This window comes from Oxobacter pfennigii (genome assembly GCF_001317355.1).
GTDB classification, from domain to species: Bacteria; Bacillota; Clostridia; order Clostridiales; family Oxobacteraceae; genus Oxobacter; species Oxobacter pfennigii.
The window spans coordinates 22,960-41,459 of sequence record NZ_LKET01000006.1; the positions used below are offsets into that span (position 1 = coordinate 22,960).

15 protein-coding genes are annotated in these 18,500 nt (G+C 39.7%); 6 read left to right on the forward strand and 9 right to left on the reverse strand.

What is annotated here, in order from left to right; all coding sequences use genetic code 11:
• Positions 1-16: 16 nt before the first annotated feature.
• From OXPF_RS00290 to nuoE, 3 genes are read right to left on the reverse strand one after another with little or no spacing between them, the layout of a single operon-like run.
• Positions 17-3,595: an NAD(P)-binding protein gene (locus tag OXPF_RS00290; protein WP_242854281.1), complete on the reverse strand. Its 3,579-nt coding sequence runs from the start codon at positions 3,593-3,595 to the stop codon at positions 17-19.
• Between the two features lie 15 nt (positions 3,596-3,610).
• Positions 3,611-5,365, reverse strand: a complete 1,755-nt coding sequence (locus OXPF_RS00295) for an NADH-quinone oxidoreductase subunit NuoF (protein ID WP_054873222.1) — start codon at positions 5,363-5,365, stop codon at positions 3,611-3,613.
• Positions 5,362-5,892 (reverse strand): NADH-quinone oxidoreductase subunit NuoE, encoded by a 531-nt coding sequence (gene nuoE, locus OXPF_RS00300; RefSeq protein WP_423230547.1) that lies wholly within the window; start codon positions 5,890-5,892, stop codon positions 5,362-5,364. The genes OXPF_RS00295 and nuoE overlap by 4 nt, the downstream gene beginning before the upstream one ends.
• Positions 5,893-6,380: 488 nt before the next feature.
• On the opposite strand from nuoE, the gene OXPF_RS00305 reads away from it, so the two are divergent.
• Both OXPF_RS00305 and plsY read left to right on the forward strand, forming a co-directional pair.
• Positions 6,381-8,015, forward strand: coding sequence for a putative polysaccharide biosynthesis protein (locus OXPF_RS00305; protein WP_054873223.1), 1,635 nt, complete (start codon positions 6,381-6,383; stop codon positions 8,013-8,015).
• 36 nt (positions 8,016-8,051) lie between these two features.
• A complete protein-coding gene (gene plsY / locus OXPF_RS00310; protein ID WP_054873224.1) occupies positions 8,052-8,657 on the forward strand; it encodes a glycerol-3-phosphate 1-O-acyltransferase PlsY in 606 nt (201 codons plus the stop codon).
• A gap of 13 nt (positions 8,658-8,670) precedes the next feature.
• Here the strand turns inward: plsY and OXPF_RS00315 are convergent, their stop codons facing one another.
• The 4 genes from OXPF_RS00315 to OXPF_RS00330 all read right to left on the reverse strand — a co-directional run bounded on the left by OXPF_RS00315 (position 8,671) and on the right by OXPF_RS00330 (position 12,416).
• Positions 8,671-8,967, reverse strand: coding sequence for a hypothetical protein (locus OXPF_RS00315; protein ID WP_054873225.1), 297 nt, complete (start codon positions 8,965-8,967; stop codon positions 8,671-8,673).
• A 47-nt stretch (positions 8,968-9,014) separates the two neighbouring features.
• Complete coding sequence (locus OXPF_RS00320; protein WP_054873226.1) at positions 9,015-10,400, reverse strand: pyruvate carboxylase subunit B; 1,386 nt, start codon at positions 10,398-10,400, stop codon at positions 9,015-9,017.
• Positions 10,401-10,421: 21 nt separating this feature from the next.
• The gene (arcC, locus tag OXPF_RS00325) at positions 10,422-11,366 is read right to left on the reverse strand and encodes a carbamate kinase (protein ID WP_054873227.1); all 945 of its coding nucleotides are present in this window, start codon (positions 11,364-11,366) and stop codon (positions 10,422-10,424) included.
• A 228-nt stretch (positions 11,367-11,594) separates the two neighbouring features.
• The gene (locus OXPF_RS00330) at positions 11,595-12,416 is read right to left on the reverse strand and encodes an alpha/beta fold hydrolase (RefSeq protein ID WP_054873228.1); all 822 of its coding nucleotides are present in this window, start codon (positions 12,414-12,416) and stop codon (positions 11,595-11,597) included.
• A 247-nt stretch (positions 12,417-12,663) separates the two neighbouring features.
• Between OXPF_RS00330 and OXPF_RS00335 the strand changes: the two genes are divergently transcribed.
• Entirely contained in the window at positions 12,664-13,047 is a 384-nt protein-coding gene (locus OXPF_RS00335; RefSeq protein WP_054873229.1) for a hypothetical protein, read from the forward strand.
• A gap of 140 nt (positions 13,048-13,187) precedes the next feature.
• On the forward strand, positions 13,188-14,888 hold the full coding sequence (locus OXPF_RS00340) for a phospho-sugar mutase (RefSeq protein ID WP_054873230.1): 1,701 nt from the start codon (positions 13,188-13,190) through the stop codon (positions 14,886-14,888).
• Positions 14,889-15,126: 238 nt separating this feature from the next.
• On the opposite strand, the gene OXPF_RS00345 is transcribed toward OXPF_RS00340, so the two are convergent.
• Complete coding sequence (locus OXPF_RS00345) at positions 15,127-15,450, reverse strand: hypothetical protein (RefSeq protein ID WP_054873231.1); 324 nt, start codon at positions 15,448-15,450, stop codon at positions 15,127-15,129.
• 199 nt (positions 15,451-15,649) lie between these two features.
• Here OXPF_RS00345 and OXPF_RS00350 point away from each other — a divergent pair, with 199 nt between their 5' ends.
• Both OXPF_RS00350 and OXPF_RS00355 read left to right on the forward strand, forming a co-directional pair.
• The gene (locus tag OXPF_RS00350; RefSeq protein ID WP_054873232.1) at positions 15,650-16,096 is read left to right on the forward strand and encodes an Hsp20/alpha crystallin family protein; all 447 of its coding nucleotides are present in this window, start codon (positions 15,650-15,652) and stop codon (positions 16,094-16,096) included.
• Between the two features lie 204 nt (positions 16,097-16,300).
• Positions 16,301-18,019: a SpoIID/LytB domain-containing protein gene (locus tag OXPF_RS00355; RefSeq protein WP_160317115.1), complete on the forward strand. Its 1,719-nt coding sequence runs from the start codon at positions 16,301-16,303 to the stop codon at positions 18,017-18,019.
• Between the two features lie 29 nt (positions 18,020-18,048).
• Here OXPF_RS00355 and OXPF_RS23245 read toward each other — a convergent pair whose 3' ends face one another.
• Positions 18,049-18,345 (reverse strand): hypothetical protein, encoded by a 297-nt coding sequence (locus tag OXPF_RS23245; protein ID WP_278308329.1) that lies wholly within the window; start codon positions 18,343-18,345, stop codon positions 18,049-18,051.
• Positions 18,346-18,500 lie beyond the last annotated feature (155 nt).

Below are 18,500 nucleotides of genomic sequence, written 5' to 3' on the forward strand. Positions count from 1 at the left end.
GGCCTTGCATTTATATTTATCTTGCTATTCCTTTTTCTTTCATGTAGTTTAAGAACTGCTTGTCTATTGTATCGTAAACTACTCTATCTTTGAATATTTCTGTTGCGCAGCATGCACATGGAACTGATAAGTGTATCTTTTCATCAGTTGTCATGAAACCTTCGGAGTAAAGGGACTGTTTGTCAGCTGTGTAGAAATCTGTATCTTCAGTCAGCTTTTCATATCCCGGAACTTCAAGGGCAATCGCAGCCTTGACATCCCTTGCAGTTTTTAAGTTAACACCTAAAAGTCCTGCAATTTCAAGGAACAGTTCAAGGTTTGTCTTGCCTGTGTGTGATTTAACAGCAGCTTTAAGCTCCTGAACCTTCCTGTCACTTCTTGTTATTGTACCATTGGTTTCTGCAAAGCTTACCAAAGGAAGCACTGCATCTGCCATAGCTGCAGTCACAGTCATGAACATATCTCCTACTGCAAGGAATTCAATGTCTTTTAGCTGATTCAATGTGTTATCGTCGCCGGCTAAGTCTTCACCCAGCAATACGAGGGCCTTAACCTTCTTTTCAGCGATTAATTCCATCAGTTCTTCGCCTGATTTATCAACACCTAAATCTGCCAATCCCTGGCTGTTGCTCTTGGACCTTACAACTATTATTCCTCTGTGAGGCTTGCCTACCTTGCCTGTTATAGCAGCGATGTCAGCTAAAAGGTCAATTCCTGTGCCTGTTACAGTATCTTCATCCACAACTATGACAGGTTTCTTGGAATCGCCGTAAAGTTTAGCTATATTCTTAGCTTCTTCAGATACAACCGCATCAGCAACAAATGCTTTTAGCTCATCATATCCTACAGCAGTTTTTAAAACTTCTGCTTCGTTTACAGCGCCAGTTTCAATTAGCGCTTTCATAATTCCCTTTAACAGGTCTGCACCATTGGAAGTATTTAAGCTTACATCAGCCCATTCTTCCATGCGGGTTCTGCCTTCGCTAACTGTAATAAGCTTAGCTTTGCCTGCTGCTGCATTCTTAACCTTTATTCCCAAAACCGGATGATTTTCAGCCACTTTACCAACTGAGAGTATGAGGTCTGCATTTTTAAGCTCCTCATAGCTGTTAGTTGATGCATCGTAACCGAATATATCCTTTAATCCTGACTGGGAATTCAAGGAGAAAGAACCTATAATGCTTGTTCCAAGCTTTTCAGCAGCCTTTTTAACTACCATGACTTCTTCGTTTGTAAGCCTTGGTGATACTGCAAATGCTATGCTGTCATCACCGTATTTAGCCCTTACAGCCTGAAGCTTCTTAACTAGGTTTAATACTGCTTCATCCCAATCTGCTTCGCTGCTGTGGCCTTTTATTCTTATAACCGGCTTTTTGAGCCTGTCTACATCATTTATATGAGTAATTCCAAATCTTCCGGCTGCGCACAATAAGCCTTCTTCAATACCCTTGTTCGGTACGGACCTGTATACGAAATTGCCATTTGTCTGAAGTGTAAGATTACATCCTACGCCGCAGAAGCTGCACACTGTATTTGTATCTTCAAGCTTAACAGGAATTTGTTTGTAAACTGCCTGTTTTTCCATGCAAGCACCAACGGGGCACACGGATACGCACTGTCCGCAGGATATACATTCTGATTCAGAAAGAGGCATTTTAAATTCCGGCTTAACTATTGTGTCAAAGCCACGGCTTACCAAACCTAATGCAGTAACGCCCATAACTTCGTCACATGCCCTTACGCACAATCCGCAAAGTATACATTTGTCTGAGTTGCGTTCGATAAATGGATGTTCATCAATTTCTTTTCTCTTATGCTTTTCGCCCATTTTTTCGTCAGTGTTGACATCATATTCATGGACGTAGTTTATAAGCTGGCATTCAAAGAAGTCACGGCATCCGCATTCTAAGCAACGTGAAGCTTCTTTTCTTGCTTCTTCTTCAGTCATTGTGTATGCAACCTGTGTGAAGTTAGTCCTTCTTAGGCCGCTGTCCACAGTCTTGATTTTAACCCTTGCACACTTTTCACGGTCTGCAAAATCCTCGGAGGTTATATCATCCTGTTTTACATAGTTAGGCTTGTGAACAGGTACGATTTTACCATTGAGGTAGCTGTCTATAACAACAGCTGCATCCTTGCCCTGAGCTATTGCTGCTATTGCAATCTTAGGACCGGTTGCTGCGTCTCCGCCGGCAAATACTCCGGGGATATTTGTTTCAAATGTGCTTTCATCTATTGTTATATTTCCGCTCCTGCCAACATTTAGTCCTTCGATGTTTCTTGCATTTACCTGTTGTCCTATGGCAGCTATGATGGTATCTGCTTCGAAGACTATTTCTTCTCCTGTTGGTTCGGGCTTGCGTCTTCCTGATGCATCCGCTTCGCCCAGGCGCATTTTTTCACATCTTATTCCTGTTGCTTTTGTTCCGTCACCTACAACTTCTACTGGAGCAACAAGGAAATTGAATATAACGCCTTCTTCTTCAGCTTCTTCTATTTCTATATCTTCAGCAGGCATTTCTTCACGGGTACGCCTGTATAATACGGATACTTCTTCGGCACCCAACCTTACGGCTGTTCTGGCAACGTCCATGGCAGTGTTACCGCCGCCTACTACCAATACCTTCTTGCCAATAGTTACTTTATTGTTCATGGTAACTTCTCTTAAAAAGTCGATACCGCCTAAAACGCCTTCCATGTCCTCGCCTTTGCATCTTAAGCTGGAGCTTTCCCATGCACCGATTCCAAGGAATACCGCATCATAATGCTTCTTTAAGAAATCGATAGTTACATCTGTTCCTACCTTGGTATTGTATTTTATTTCTACTCCCATTCTTTCGATAAGGTTGATTTCCGCATCCAGTATATCCTTCGGAAGCCTGTATTGAGGAATACCGTACCTTAACATACCGCCGGGAGCCGGCATTGCTTCGTATATTACAACTTCATGGCCGAAACGCCTTAAAAAGCTGGCTGCTGTTAATCCTGCAGGACCTGCGCCTACAACGGCAACCTTCTTGCCTGTTTCCTTGCCTACTTCAGGAATGAAGCCTTCGCCCTGAAGGTCTATATCACCGACAAAAGCCTTAAGGGCAGCTATTGAAACGGGCTCTTCCACTAGGTGTCTTCTGCATGCCTTTTCACATGGATGGGGGCATACTCTTCCGATACTTGCCGGGAAAGGAAGCTGTTCTTTTATAAGCTCAACGGATTCCCTGTACTGTCCGTTTGCAATAAGTCCTACATAGCCCTGGCAATCTGTGTTTGCAGGACAAGCTTGAACGCAAGGAGGACGGCAGTCTCCCCTGTGGTCTGATAATAAAAGCCTTAATGCACTTTTACGGGTTGAGTCGGTTCTCTTTGTGTGGGTCTTTATTACCATACCGTCTGCTGCAAGGGTAGCACATGCTCTCTGCAGTTTCGGGCTTCCTTCAATCTCTACCACGCACATACCGCAAGCACCATAAGGCTTGATTCGCTCGTCATGGCAAAGATGAGGTATTTCTATACCGTTTTCAAGCGCAATATCAAGAAGATATCTGTCATCGCTTGTAGTTATTTCCCTGTCATTTATATTAATTCTAATCACTGACATGCCCTTTTCCCCTCCTTAATCCATCTGTACTGCGCCAAAGCGGCATACGCTGAAGCAGTTACCGCATTTGATGCATTTTGACTGGTCGATGCTATGGGGCTTCTTAGTTTCCCCAGAAATAGCGCTTGTAGGACACTTTCTTGCACACAATGTACATCCAACGCATTTTGTATCAAGGATGCTGTATGTGAGAAGCGCCTTACATGATTTTGCCGGGCATTTCTTATCTATGATGTGAGCCAAATATTCATCCTTAAAATACTTTAAAGTAGTCAATACAGGATTAGGAGCAGTCTGTCCAAGTCCGCATAAAGAACCGTCTTTTACGCTTACAGCCAGTTCTTCCAATTCGGCGATATCCTCTTCTCTGCCTTCTCCTTGAGTAATCCTCTCTAATATTTCAAGCATTCTCTTCGTACCAATTCTGCAGTAGGTACATTTTCCGCAGGATTCTTTGCAGGTAAAGTCCAAGAAGAACCTGGCCATATCAACCATACAGGTATCTTCGTCCATGACTATCATACCGCCGGAACCCATTATGGCTCCTGTCTTGTTTATTGACTCATAGTCAACTGTTGTATCAAGAAGGGCTGCAGGGATACATCCGCCCGAAGGTCCTCCCATCTGAACAGCTTTAAATTGCTTGTCCTTTTTGATTCCGCCGCCGATATCGAATATAACCTCTCTAAGGGGCATACCCATGGGGACTTCAACCAAACCGCCGTTTTTGATTTTTCCCGCAAGGGCGAAAACCTTTGTTCCTTTGCTCTTGTCTGTACCCATAGCTGCAAAAGCGGCTCCGCCGTTTTGTATAATCCATGCTACGTTTGCAAAGGTTTCAACGTTATTTATATTAGTAGGTTTACCCCAATAGCCTGACTGTGCAGGGAATGGAGGCTTCAACCTTGGCATACCCCTTTCACCTTCAAGTGATGCAATAAGAGCTGTTTCCTCACCGCAAACGAAGGCTCCGGCACCTTTTTTAATCTTGATATCAAAATCAAATTTAGTACCCATTATTCCTTTTCCAAGGTAATTTCTTTCCTTGGCATCAGCTATTGCATTTTCCAATCTTTCGATAGCAAGGGGATACTCGGCGCGACAGTATATAATGCCTTCTTTAGCGCCAATTGAGTAACCTGCTATTGCCATTCCTTCAAGAACTGCATGAGGGTCTCCCTCCAATACAGATCTGTCCATGAATGCACCCGGGTCTCCTTCGTCGGCGTTACATACCATGTATTTAACGTCGCCCCTTGATTTGCGGGCAGCATCCCATTTGAACCATGTCGGGAAGCCGGCTCCCCCTCTTCCTCTCAAGCCTGATATCTTAATCTCTTCTATAACAGTTTCAGGAGTCATTTCTTTGATAACCTTTGAAAGGGCACCGTAACCGCCGGTTGCAAGATAATCATCAAGGCTTTCGGGATTGATTTTTCCGCAGTTTTTAAGAGCAATTCTCACCTGGTTCTTAAAAATGGGAAGGGGTTTTAATGTACTGGACACTATATACTTTTCAACAGGTTCACCTTTTACAAGATGGCCTTCAACTATCTCGCTTACGATTTCCGGTGTAACATTTCCGTATGTGTATGTGTTTTCACCGTCTATTACATCTACCAGAGGCTCATAAAAGCATATTCCCACGCAGCCTGTTGCTTCAACTTCTATATTAAGATTATTGCCTGTAAGCTCCTGCTCCAATTTATCCAATACCTTTTTACCGCCTGAGGCGATACCGCAGCTGCCTAAACCTACCTTAATCTTCATGATACAGCACCTTCTTTTTCTTTGTTATATATGTCCTTTATAATCTTCCTGGCGCTATCCGGAGTCAATTTTCCATATGCTTCACCATTAATCATTATTACAGGTGCAAGGCTGCAGCAGCCAAGACATGCAACGTCTTCGACAGTAAACATGTTGTCTTCGGTCGTGCCACCGGGATTTATATTTAACTCATCACAAATGGCATAGCTTACTTCCTTTGAACCATTTACGTGACAGGCGGTACCCTGGCATTGAAGAATAACATATTTTCCAACGGGGTCAAGCCTGAATTGGGCATAAAATGTTGCAATACCATATATTTTTGCCCTTTTATTGCCGGTTTTATCTGCAATATACTTTAAGGCATCCAACGGCAAGAAACCGTAAACGTCCTGAGTTTTCTGCAAGATACTTATAACGCTTCCGGTTTGTCCCTTGAATTCATCTAATATTGGATCCAACATGCCTAGATCAACTGTTTTGTCTTCAAAGCTGTTTTCCAGCTTTTTTTCACATCCATCGCACAAATTGTCCAATCCTCCCTTTAGAGATAATAAATATTATTAAAATTATAAAATAATTTTTGGGGCCATTGCTTTTGGGCACAAGAATTGACATTAAAAATACATCTACAATTTTATATTATAGAACATTTAAATATGTTTGTCCTACACTTTTTTTAACTTTTTTGAACAATTTGTTCATATTAATTTGGTAAATAAGATATATTTAATCCATATTGTTATTTATTTTTTCACTTTACACATTATGCACATACTGTAAATTCAAAGCATTTCCATTTTAAACTTTGGTATTCTACTTGTGCTACTTTATGGTATCATGAAATGAAAGCAGAAAAAAATATGACATAATGATTACTGCGTAAATTTTCATGTCGAAATAATTTCTGTTATAATACACTTTGGAGCCGTTGCACCATGTAATATTTTGCAATAATATTAACATAGTCAATTATTAACTGCGTTAATAAGGAATAGAAATCGAGAGGTAAAACATGAGCAAAAGTTCTTCAGCTACAAAAGGCTTTGCCGTTTTAAGCGCGGCAGGAATTTTAAATAAAGTACTTTCAGTTTTATATGTACCCATACTTTTACAGATTATAGGCGAAGAGGGATATGGCATATACAGCGCCGGATATCGGATATATGTGTTTATTTACGTTTTGACAAATTCGGGCTTTCCCATTGCCATTTCGAAGCTTCAAGCAGAACTTCTGGCCCACGATGATTTCAGAAATGCAAGAAGAAGCCACAGAATTGCACGGCTCTTATTAACATGCTACGGGCTTTTCATGACTGTTATAACAGTGGTTTTCGCCGGTCACATAACAAATGCCATCGGCTTTGACCGTTCATACCGGGTTATACTTGCCCTAGCCCCTACAATGCTATTTTCCGCCATTTCCTGTACATACAGGGGATATTTCAACGGCCATTCAGACATGAAGCCAACAGCCATGTCCCAGGTAATAGAGCAATTTTTAAATGTGGTGCTGTCCCTTATATTTGCATTACTTTTAAAGCCCTACGGTCTGGATTGGGCCTGTGCCGGTGCAACTGTGGGAACCACACTGGGCTCCCTGGGAAGCGCCCTTTATTTAAACCGTGCCTTTAAAAAGGACCGTAATTTTCTTTTAAGAAACACCCCCGACGATTTGATGACCATAAGATACAGAGCCTTGGCATACAGGCTGTTGGCCTATGCCCTTCCCATTGCCTTTAACTCGGTGGTGGTATTCGGTGGGGACGTAGTTGACTTGTGGAATACAAACCAGCGCCTCATTGCTGCCGGCTTTTCATCGGCAGATGCTTATATAAAGTACGGAGTTTTGAGTAAGTACACACAGCTTTTAAACGTGCCTCTTGCAATTACAGCAGCATTGCACATTGCCACAATACCGACCTTCAGCTCAACAATTGCATTAAAAAATTTCAAGCTGTTAAAGGATCAGATAAGCCATACCTTCAGAGTATCCCTGCTGCTTTCCATACCCTCGGCCGTGGGATTGGGGGTACTTAGCAAGCCGGTATTTTTAATGCTTTTTGGGGGGGAATATGTGGACGGATGGTATTTGATGGCCATAGGCTCTGTCGTTATAATACTGGTTTCCATAGTTCAGGTCCAGGCAGGAATTCTTCAGTCCGTCAATAAAACAAGGCTGTCAACTATCGCCATGCTCGCCGGTATATTCGTAAAGATATTTATAAATTATTTTCTCATAGCTGTGCCCGAGGTTAATATAAGGGGTGCAGTAATCGGCACCATAGTATGCTATATAATTGCCATCTTTATTAATTTTAAATACATTAAAAAATTCGTGCCGGTAGGAATCAAAATTAAAAACCAAGTGGGACGTCCCTTTTTAGCTTCCGCTGTCATGGGTGTTATTGCAGCAGCTTCTTATAAGCTTTTTTCAATGCTTACAGGGCTTTTTATGGGAGCATACATTTCAAATGCCCTGTCAACAATAATTGCAATAGCTATAGGCGCTTTAAGCTACGGCCTGATAATGCTTAAAATCGGAGGCATAGATATTCAGGATATAAAGCTCATGCCTTACGGAAGCAAGATAATTAAGCTTATACCAAAAAGTTTTCTGAACACAGAACGCGCCCAGGCTGAGAATTAAATTTTATCTACTAATATAAATTAAAGGTGAACATACATGAATGTACTAGCAATTTTGGCAGGTTATTTATTCGGATGCTTTCAAACATCATATATAATATCCAAGGTAATAAAAAAATCGGATATAAGGGATACAGGAAGCAAAAACGCAGGCACCTCAAACATGGTCATGACCTTTGGCTGGAAGCTTGGTTTCATGACCTTTCTAGGGGATATATTTAAAATCATAATTCCCATGGCTATAGCAAAGTATTATTTTAATACTTCTCCAATGCTCAATCTTCTATTGGGTCTTGGAGCAATACTGGGGCATAATTTTCCTTTTTATATGAATTTCAAAGGAGGAAAGGGAACTGCGACAACCTTAGGCATGCTCTTAATTTTGGATTATAGAATATGTATTGCAATAAGTTTGATACTTGTAATCTTAGCACTGATTACAAATTATATTGCTTTGGCATCAATGATTGCCATAGCCCTTTTGCCATTGGCCTTATATATTTTAAAATATGATTTGAATATTGTACTTATTTCTATTTTTATACCCATGTTATCTGTGTATGTCCACAGACGAAATATAAAGGATATGCTCTCAAAAAAAGAAAAAAAGATAAGCAGCGTCTTTAAAAAGAAAAAAAATTGAATTAAAGCTCTGCTTAACCTCCGCCCTTTATGGAATCCGACCGGATGAAAACAGGGAATTCCTTCGGACACATTAAAAGCCCTAAACCTCTTCCTTCTTTATCTATATATTGCACCGAATAATCACCAAAACCATATGCATATTCTGCTCTATGGAATTTAAACCCCCCCGTTGGGTAAGAAGCTGCTACATAGACTGAAGCAACGAACCTTGCAACGATATATGGCAATGCTCCAATATATTTCAGCACACCTAAACAAGCTATTATCATGAAGGTTATAATTATTTTCTTAAGCTTGGTTTTTATCAACTCAAACACCTTCACAGGATAAATTTTACATTACTATTCTAATATAATTATACCCCTTCTATATTTATCTGTTTATATACAGATTGAAAAAACTCCTCTTTTCTTTTTTCCAGGAAGGGCTTTGCAATCTGAGGAAAAAGAATATAGGATAAAACATCCTCATCCTTTTGTGCTAAAGTTCCTAATTCTTTCTTTGCGCTTTCCAATGCAGGCTTTAATGAATCTTTATAATTTCCCTCATAGGGCTTTTCTCCTCCCAGCATTTTGTTTTTCAATGCTTCATTTACCACTCCTGGAGCTTTTCCGTATTCCCCTTTTAAATAAGCTTTTACTTCCTTTATTACGGCCTTGTAGCGCTCTCCTGTCAATACATTCAAAACGGCCTGGGTTCCTACTATCTGGCTGGTGGGAGTTACAAGAGGCGGATAGCCTAAATCCTCTCTTACCCTGGGTATTTCCTTTAAAACCTCGGATAACTTTCCGGCCGCATTTTGCTGTTTTAACTGGGAAATCATATTTGAAAGCATTCCGCCGGGAATCTGATATTTCAATACATTTGCATCAACGCCTAAAACTTTGGGGTCTAAAAGACCGGATTTAATATATTCATCTTTAATAGGAAGGAAATACTCGCTTATACTGTTGATTACATCTATATCAAGTCCTGTGTCATATCCCATATCGGAAAAGGAATAGTACATTGATTCCGTTGCCGGCTGGGAGCTTCCCATGGAAAAGGGTGCAAGGGCGGTGTCAATTCCGTCCACTCCAGCTTTAACGGCCTCCATGTAGCTAAGGGGCGCAATGCCTGTTGTGCAGTGGGAGTGAAGAAATACAGGCAGGCCCACAGAACTTTTAAGAGCTTTGACAAGGTCACGGCACACACCAGGAAGAATGAGCCCCGACATGTCTTTTATACAAATTGAGTCTGCTCCCATTTCCTTAAATATGGATGCTGTCTTAATAAAATGCCCTGTATCGTGTACCGGGCTTATGGTATAGGATATGGCCCCTTGAGCATGGGCGCCGGCTGCCTTTATGGCCTTCATAGCTGTTTCAACATTTGCCATGTCGTTTAAAGCATCAAATACCCTTATTATATCTACACCGTTCTCTACTGCCTTATATATGAATAAGCGAACAACATCATCGTGATAATGCTTGTATCCTAATATATTCTGCCCCCTTAAAAGCATCTGGATTTTCGTTTTGTGCAAATATTTTTTAATATTTTTAAGCCTCACCCAGGGGTCTTCGTTTAAAAACCGAAGGCAGGCATCGAATGTGGCCCCGCCCCATGCTTCTATGGAATAATAGCCTGCCTTATCCAGTCTGTCTAAGATAGGTTCCATCTTTGAAAAAGGCAGCCTTGTAGCAATGAGAGACTGGTTGGCGTCTCTTAGCACCGTCTCTGTAAAATTTATCTTTTGCATTGTCTACCCTCTAATCTTTAATTATTTTACTATCCTGGTCCCTGCTTTTCCCTCTAACGCTTCAAGGGCGGTATCCAAAGAGGTTATGATGGCTCTTTTGCCCCCTGCTGTTACAAATCTTCTGCAGGCCTCCACCTTGGGCCCCATACTTCCGGCTTTAAAATGGCCTTCTTTTTGAAGCCTTTCAATTTCATCCACAGATACTTCGTCCAAAGGTTTTTGTTCCGGCTTTTTATAATTTATATAAACCTTAGGTACATCCGTAAGTATCATAAAGGCATCGGCATTTACATATAAAGCCAGTTTTGCTCCTCCGAAATCCTTATCTATAACGGCTTCAATTCCCTTGTATTTTCCCTCATTTTCAATTACGGGTATTCCTCCGCCGCCGTTTGCTATGACGATTGAGCCATTATTTATAAGATTCAATATGCAATCTATTTCCACAATCCTTATGGGTTCAGGCGAAGGAACCACCTTTCTCCAACCTCTGCCCGAATCTTCAATCCAGTACTCCCCTTTTTCATCCATTGCTTTTTGGGCATATTCCTTTGAATAAAAAAGTCCTATAGGCTTTGAAGGGTTTTTAAATGCGGCATCTTCTTTATCTACCACCATTTGTGTGACCAATGTAACCACAGATTTTTCTATTCCCATTTCCTGAAACTTATTCACAAGCTGCTGCTGAATCATATAACCAATGAGCCCCTGGCTTTGGGCCCCGCATATATAAAGCGGCATTGCAGGCACCCTCTCAGTTGCGGAGCCGTTTTGTATCAGTATATTCCCCACCTGAGGTCCGTTCCCGTGGGTGATAACTACCCTCATGCCTTTTTTAACCATTTGGGCAACCTGAACACATGTTTTATTAACATTTTCCATTTGCTCCTCTGCCGTACCTTTTTGCCCCGGCATCAGTATGGCGTTGCCTCCCAGAGCAATTACTATTGTTTTGCTGTTTTCCATAAAACTCCCCCCAAATTTTCAACGCATCTAATTGCAAAAAGCTCTTCGGCCGTAAGACCGTCTTGGTTTTAACGGCTGCGCCCCCTAAGCTGGGACATTTCTTCTGAAGTGACCCCCTTCTTTAAAGTTCGCTTGACGCTTCTTTGGAATTAGACGCTAATAAGCTATCGGATATAACACTTCCTGATAAAAACTCCCTTAATTTAATATGTACCATAAAAGGAGAAATTATCCTTTTATGCTGCTTATAAAGTCATCCATCAGTTGAGAGACCAGCCCCGGCTGGTCCTCGGGCAGGAAGTGGCCTGCACAATCTAAAACTTCTATTTTTGCTCCCTTTATGTCCTCGCTCAGCCTGTAACCATAGCTGGGCCTTAAGTAGACATCATTTTTTCCCCATATAATCAAAACCGGCAGTCTGAGGCTTCCTAAGGATACTGAAATTTCCACTGTTTGCCTGTTATCGAAGGATTGAACTAATTTTATAAAGCTATCCATTCCTTCCTTTCCTTCGATATATTTCCAATATTTTTGCCCGATTTGCAACGCATTTTCTTTATTGTAAAGGCCGTCCTTAATATATTGTATGAAGGTGTCCCGTATGATGTCCGGAGGAAGGTGACGAAAGAGCATTTCAACCTTGTTGCCTTCACTGAGTATCTGAATGGGCCAGGAGTCATAACATATGGTGTCAATTAAAACCATAGCCTTAAATATTTCAGGATATGTCAAAGACATTATCTGAGCAATTCCGCCTCCTAAATCATGACCTGCAACTATTATGTCCTGTAAACCTAATTCCTTGAAAACATCGTAGAAAAAAGCCCCCTGCTTTTTAAGATTAAGCTCATTGCTCTCGGGTTTTTGAGACAAGCCAAAGCCCAAAAGATCAAAAGCGTAAACCGAATATTTTTTTGTTAAATTGGACATGACTCCCTTCCACAAACCGCTGTGGGTGGCTATTCCATGGAGGAGCACGATGTTTTTTCCTTTTCCTTCATGTACATAATGAACTGTTTTTCCCTTAACCTGCAAGTCACCCTCAAACATTAAAATCACCTCGAAAATTCCATAAAATTCATGTTATGCCTTTTACTTAATTTAAATGCAATAAACAGCAAACTGCTTGTATTTAAGCCGCACTACCTTATTTTTATTTTCTCCTAAATAAGAAAAAGTGTAAATGTTTTGACAATATAATTATTGAAGTTTTGGCTAAATTTTTATTATGAACTTATTATGATTAGCACAATTATAAATTATTATTGGGCAAATTAATTATTGAAGGGGTGATTAAATGTATAATGAAAATCCATTGTTTTTAAGCCGCGGCGTCAATAATGAAGAGATAAAAACCATAGATATCAATTTGAACATTGAAACCCCTGATATAATAATCGGCACAGTTATGATAAGCTGTAAAAAAAATCCTGAAACAACTGTGGTGGGCAAAATATTTATCTATAAGCATACATCGCCCTATTTCATTGAAACAAATTTTGACGAAACTTATTTGAAATATCTTTTTGACGATTGCCAGAAAGCCTCATATGATATTTCAAATTATGTCCTGACTATGCTTACAATTGATTTCCCAAGCTCGGTTTTAAGCATGTCCTCAAGCCATGATATCGGAATGGTTCAGCTGCCTAATACCATCAACAACTCCAAAGGGATATGATATTTCATATCCCTTCCAGTATTCTATAATAAACGATTGGATTTAAACAGCTACTATACTATAATAGTATTACTATTTATTATTATAATTGAAAAATATAAAATATGTAATATTACATATTTCGCAAGGAGTGTTAATCTGTGAATTTCATGGAAAAATATGAATTATGGCTGAACAGTCCATATATTGATGATGCAACTAAGGATGAGCTTAAAAATATTGACCATAAAGAAATAGAAGACAGATTTTACAAAGATCTGGAGTTCGGCACCGGAGGATTAAGAGGAGTAATTGGCGCAGGAACAAACAGGATTAATGTATATGTAATAAGAAAGGCTTCCCAGGGGCTTGCAAATTATGTGAAACGCTTAGGAGATAATGCATTGCTTCGCGGAATAGCAATTGCTTATGATTCCAGGCATAAATCCAAGGAATTTGCATACGAAGCTGCCGGAGTATTTATAGCTAATGGAATAAAAGCCTATGTTTTTGATGCATTGAGACCTACTCCGGAATTATCCTATGCGGTAAGAAAATTAAGCGCCATTGCCGGCATCGTAATAACAGCCAGCCATAATCCAAAGGAATACAACGGATACAAGGTGTATTGGGAGGACGGAGGACAGATATCCTTAAGCGTAGCCAATGAAATTTTAGATGAAATAAATAAGGTTGAAGATTTTAACTGTATTCAATATAAAAACCCCGAATGCTCAAAGGAAGAAGGCTTGTTTGTAATAATCGGCCAAGAGATAGACACCATGTATATAAACGACGTGCAATCTCTTATAATAAATCCTCATATAATTGAAAAACACAGTGATGATTTTAAAATCATATACACCCCCCTTCACGGAGCAGGAAATATTCCGGTCAGAACCTCCCTTGAAAGCGCAGGCTTTAAAGAGGTATACGTTGTAGTCGAACAGGAATTGCCTGATCCTGAATTCAGTACGGTAAAGTCACCAAATCCGGAAGAGCACAGCGCTTTTAACCTTGCAATCGGAATGGCAAAAGGAAAAAATGCCGATATTATCTTAGGCACAGATCCGGACTGTGACAGATTAGGTGTATGTGTAAAAAACCAAAAAGGTGAATTCATAACTCTTACAGGAAATCAGATAGGCGCATTACTGGTTCACTATATACTGTCCCAGCTTAAAGAAAGGCAGAAGCTTCCCAAGAACGGAATAGTAATTAAAACCATTGTAACTTCAGAGCTTGGAAGGGTTATCGCCCAATCCTTCGGAGTAGATACCATAGATACCCTTACGGGATTTAAATTCATAGGTGAAAAAATCAAGGAATTTGAAGAGTTTTCATCTCATTCCTTCCTCTTTGGATATGAAGAAAGTTATGGATACTTAAGCGGCACCTTTGTAAGGGATAAGGATGCTGTTATTGCTTCCACCCTGGTGTGTGAAATGGGGGCTTATTATAAGGAAAAGGGTATGACCATATATGATGCTCTTAAGAACATTTATGAAAAATACGGATATTATTCCGAAAAATTAAAATCTGTAACTTTAAAGGGCAAGGAAGGCAACGAGCTTATTGCAAAAATAATGAGGACTTTAAGGAATAATCCGCCTTCAAAAATAGCAGGTACGGAAATAACAGAGATAAAGGATTATGAAAAAGGAATCGGTGATTTGCCTAAATCCGATGTGCTTCAAATAATAACCCGTGATAATTCAGTAATTAGCATACGGCCTTCAGGCACCGAACCTAAAATCAAAATTTACTATTCAGCTGTAGGCAAAGACGGTGCTGATGTGGAAAACAAGCTTAAAGCCTTGACGGAAAGCTTTAGTGCCATAATTGATGAAATTTTAAAATAGGCCGCACCATGTCGGGTAAACATATATAAGGGGCTGTCGCATTTGAAACAACATAAATGAGCATTTGCGAGAGTTCAAAGCTCTTGGTGACTCTGCCGTAGAAAATACTTAAAATTTTAGATTGTTTGAACGGAAGAAGTTTAAAAATTCTTGTATTTTCAAGGCAGGGAACCTTAGAACTTGCAGAACTCGAGCACAGTAAATGCAGTGTGTCAAATGCGACAGCCCCTTCCTAAAATCAATGAACCTTTATTAATTTTGTGGGTATATCAGGTATGAGTTTTTTAACGAATCTAAGTACTTTCTTATTGTCTGACACTATATAAAGATTGGACACATTTCCTTTCTTTAAAATATAATAAACAGATTTAATTTTTTCAGCATCCTTTAACTTAAGTTTTCTCAGGGTAATGAGATCGATTATACCATCAAAGTCTTTTATGAACCCTTCACCTGCCATGTGCTCAAGAATGCCTATATATTCATCCCCCTCTTCATAAAGATATTCATTGTAGTTAACATAAATCTCATGATTATCAATACTTCTTTGTACATTAAACATAAGAATTACCTCTTTAATAATTTTTCTATAATAAAGTATTCAGCTTCATTGATATTTGCTTCAATTCTTTGTGTTTATTCCATCCGATACTTCAAAATCAAATGCGAAAAAATTTTAAAAACATAAAAGTCAATATGTACATGCTGTATGTAATATAATAGTAGTAATATAAAAATACTTCCAAGGCAGGTGTGTAAATTTGGACACTTCCAAACATGACGAAAATCCGAATCTGGATTACATCAAAAAAATCGTGTCAGAGGTTATGGGAGAAGGTTTATGGAACGGATTTTATGATGTGGTGACTGCCGAGCGTCCCAGAATTGATATGTATGATAACGGGAAAAAAATAATAGTTGTATGTGAAATACCCGGAATTTTAAAGCCCTCGGACCTCTCAATATCCGTATCCTTAAACAAATTAAACATAAGAGGTATTTCAAAGGATAAATATCTGAATAATCTGCCGGGAAATATGTTAAAAAGCGAATGCATATACGGGCCTTTTGACAGGACGGTAGAGCTACCCTATATAGTTAATGAGAAATCAATTAATGCAGTATATGAAAACGGCATAATTGAAATAACAATGGAAAGGGCAGATACCGGAGATGAACAGCATGTCAGGGTGGATTTTAAAAAATAACTTTTAATTATCCCCGGTCTCTGGGTTCAAGGTTAAAATATGTACGGCAATAAAAAACCTTTGATAAACATAAAGAGTATTTTAATAGGTCTTTTTCTTATCTTATTACTTACTTTAGTCTTACTTTACACAAACAATATTATTTTTATAGAACATATTGAGCACGGCTTGGTTGGCAATAAGCTCGCCCTGGATTCAGACTATATGTATGAAATATATATAAACGGAGAGCCTCACACATTTACAGCAACAGATGATGTAGAAGATATTGGTATAGGAGTAATAAATTTTATAGCAAGGAAAAATAAAATTTTAAAGATCACAGGTTATGTTCCCCCTGTCAATGAAAAAATCATGTCAAGAAGTTCAAAATCTTTGGAACTGGAATACAGCGGCAATATGAATTTTTCCGACTCCGTCAATATATACAAAAAAGATGAGGGCATTTCAGTAAGTAAAATAAGTAATGTGCTTGTGGGAGCTCAGAATATAAATGTTTACATTGATGGTGAAGGGCATATAAAAACTATCATAGTTGATGGTGATATGGACTTAAATAATATCAGGGTGGGCATTAAAAATCAGGGCTTTCGCTCCTTCGACCATGAGGCCTTGGAATTTGTATCGGCATCAGGCCTTGAAATAAAAGGAAAAAAGGACGGCGTAAACATAGCAATTCCTGCCGGTGAAAAGGTACAGCTTAATCCCGCAGGTAGCGGAATAGAAGTAAAATATAATGATGAGATCCATATTTTCAATAACCGGGTTTATATAGAGCCTGTTAATGCAATGATTAAAATTTTATCCCTGGAGAGAGGCTACGGAACTCCCCAATACAGGGGAAGCTTTGAGGTCACCAATGTTTCCTCTAATTTAAGATTAACAAACGAGGTAAATCTAGAGCATTATCTTTACCAGGTTGTTCCCAGCGAAATGCCTTTATCCTTTGGTCTTGAGGCGCTAAAGGCTCAGGCTGTGGCTGCCAGGACTTATGCCATATCCGACCTTTTGAGCGGAAGGTATTTTGAAATGGGCTTTCATGTGGACGACAGCACCATGAGCCAGGTTTATAACAGCAGCAAGGAGTATCCGCTTATAAATGAAGCAATCGATTCAACTAAAGGTTTGGTTATGAAATATGACGGTATGCTAATAGATGCAAAATATCACTCAACCTCCCATGGCTACGGTGCCAATGCCCATGAAGTTTGGTCAAGCAACGGAAATTTCCCGGGAGATGTAAAGCCCTATTTATCCCCCGTAAGCTATCTTCTGGAGGGTCCGGAATTTGATTTGTCCACCGAAGAGGACGCAGACAAGTTTTTTAAGGACTGGAGCTTAAAAAGCTATGACTCCGACTCCCCTTATTTCAGATGGAAGGTTACATTCACAAAGTATCAACTAAAAAATACCATCGAAAAGAATCTTCCTGAAGTGTTTGCAAGTCAGCCAAATTATATTTTAACTCTTGAAGGAAATGAATTTAAAGATAAGGAAATTCCCTCAAATTGTTTAGGAGACCTTCTGGACTTAAAGGTAACAAAGCGGGGCGGCGGCGGAAATATAATGGAGTTATGTTTATACGGCACCAATGGAACTTATAAGATAATTAAAGAGCTTAATGTGCGATATGTACTTCGTCCCAGAAAATCCGATACCTTAGGTGAACAGGATATTCTAATCAACAGGATAAAAGGGGCTGATTTGAAAAACAGCTCTCTCCTTCCTTCTGCCTTCATGGTTTTTGAAACACACAAAAACTCAGCCGGGGATATAATAGATGTTACATTTTACGGCGGAGGCTATGGCCACGGCACCGGCATGAGCCAGTATGGCGCAGCATACCTGGCAAAAGAAGGGCTTACCTTTGACGAAATATTAAAAACATATTACAAGGATATAATTATAGAAAGCATAAGCTGACAAAGCGCCAGGTTGAACCTGGTGCTTTGTCAGAATAAGAATCCTCCCAATGCCAACCCGGCTAAAAAAGGCAGTCCTCCCGGAAATCGTCCGGGATAATAATAGGGCGGCGGCACAGGATAAAAGGGCCTTATGGGATAGGGCCGGGGACCAAAATATGGACCAGGTCCGAAGTATGGTCCGGGACCATAGGGCGGCCTTCTTCTGTAAAAATCCTTTTCTTCATTTTCGGAGTTTGCGTCCCAGTCTCTTTGCTCTTTTAAATCTAAGCTATCATTCATTTCAAAAACCGATCTTTGAAACTGTTCCATAAAAGGACAATTCATATTAGAGCATCCTGATACGCAATTAACCATAGGGCTTAGCATTAACTTGACCTCCTAGAAAAGTTGCATACACAATAATATATTAAGGATTCCGTAAAAAAGTTACTTAAAAAAATTAAACCAGACAGAATGCCTGGCTCAATTTTTTACACTTT

Bases quoted from the DNA above. Each gene is read 5' to 3' on its own strand.
- OXPF_RS00290 (WP_242854281.1), bottom strand. From the start codon at position 3,595: ATGTCAGTGATTAGAATTAATATAAATGACAGGGAAATAACTACAAGC.
- OXPF_RS00295 (WP_054873222.1), bottom strand. From the start codon at position 5,365: ATGAAGATTAAGGTAGGTTTAGGCAGCTGCGGTATCGCCTCAGGCGGT.
- OXPF_RS00305 (WP_054873223.1), top strand. From the start codon at position 6,381: ATGAGCAAAAGTTCTTCAGCTACAAAAGGCTTTGCCGTTTTAAGCGCG.
- plsY (WP_054873224.1), top strand. From the start codon at position 8,052: ATGAATGTACTAGCAATTTTGGCAGGTTATTTATTCGGATGCTTTCAA.
- OXPF_RS00320 (WP_054873226.1), bottom strand. From the start codon at position 10,400: ATGCAAAAGATAAATTTTACAGAGACGGTGCTAAGAGACGCCAACCAG.
- arcC (WP_054873227.1), bottom strand. From the start codon at position 11,366: ATGGAAAACAGCAAAACAATAGTAATTGCTCTGGGAGGCAACGCCATA.
- OXPF_RS00330 (WP_054873228.1), bottom strand. From the start codon at position 12,416: ATGTTTGAGGGTGACTTGCAGGTTAAGGGAAAAACAGTTCATTATGTA.
- OXPF_RS00335 (WP_054873229.1), top strand. From the start codon at position 12,664: ATGTATAATGAAAATCCATTGTTTTTAAGCCGCGGCGTCAATAATGAA.
- OXPF_RS00345 (WP_054873231.1), bottom strand. From the start codon at position 15,450: ATGTTTAATGTACAAAGAAGTATTGATAATCATGAGATTTATGTTAAC.
- OXPF_RS00355 (WP_160317115.1), top strand. From the start codon at position 16,301: ATGTATGAAATATATATAAACGGAGAGCCTCACACATTTACAGCAACA.
- OXPF_RS23245 (WP_278308329.1), bottom strand. From the start codon at position 18,345: ATGAATTGTCCTTTTATGGAACAGTTTCAAAGATCGGTTTTTGAAATG.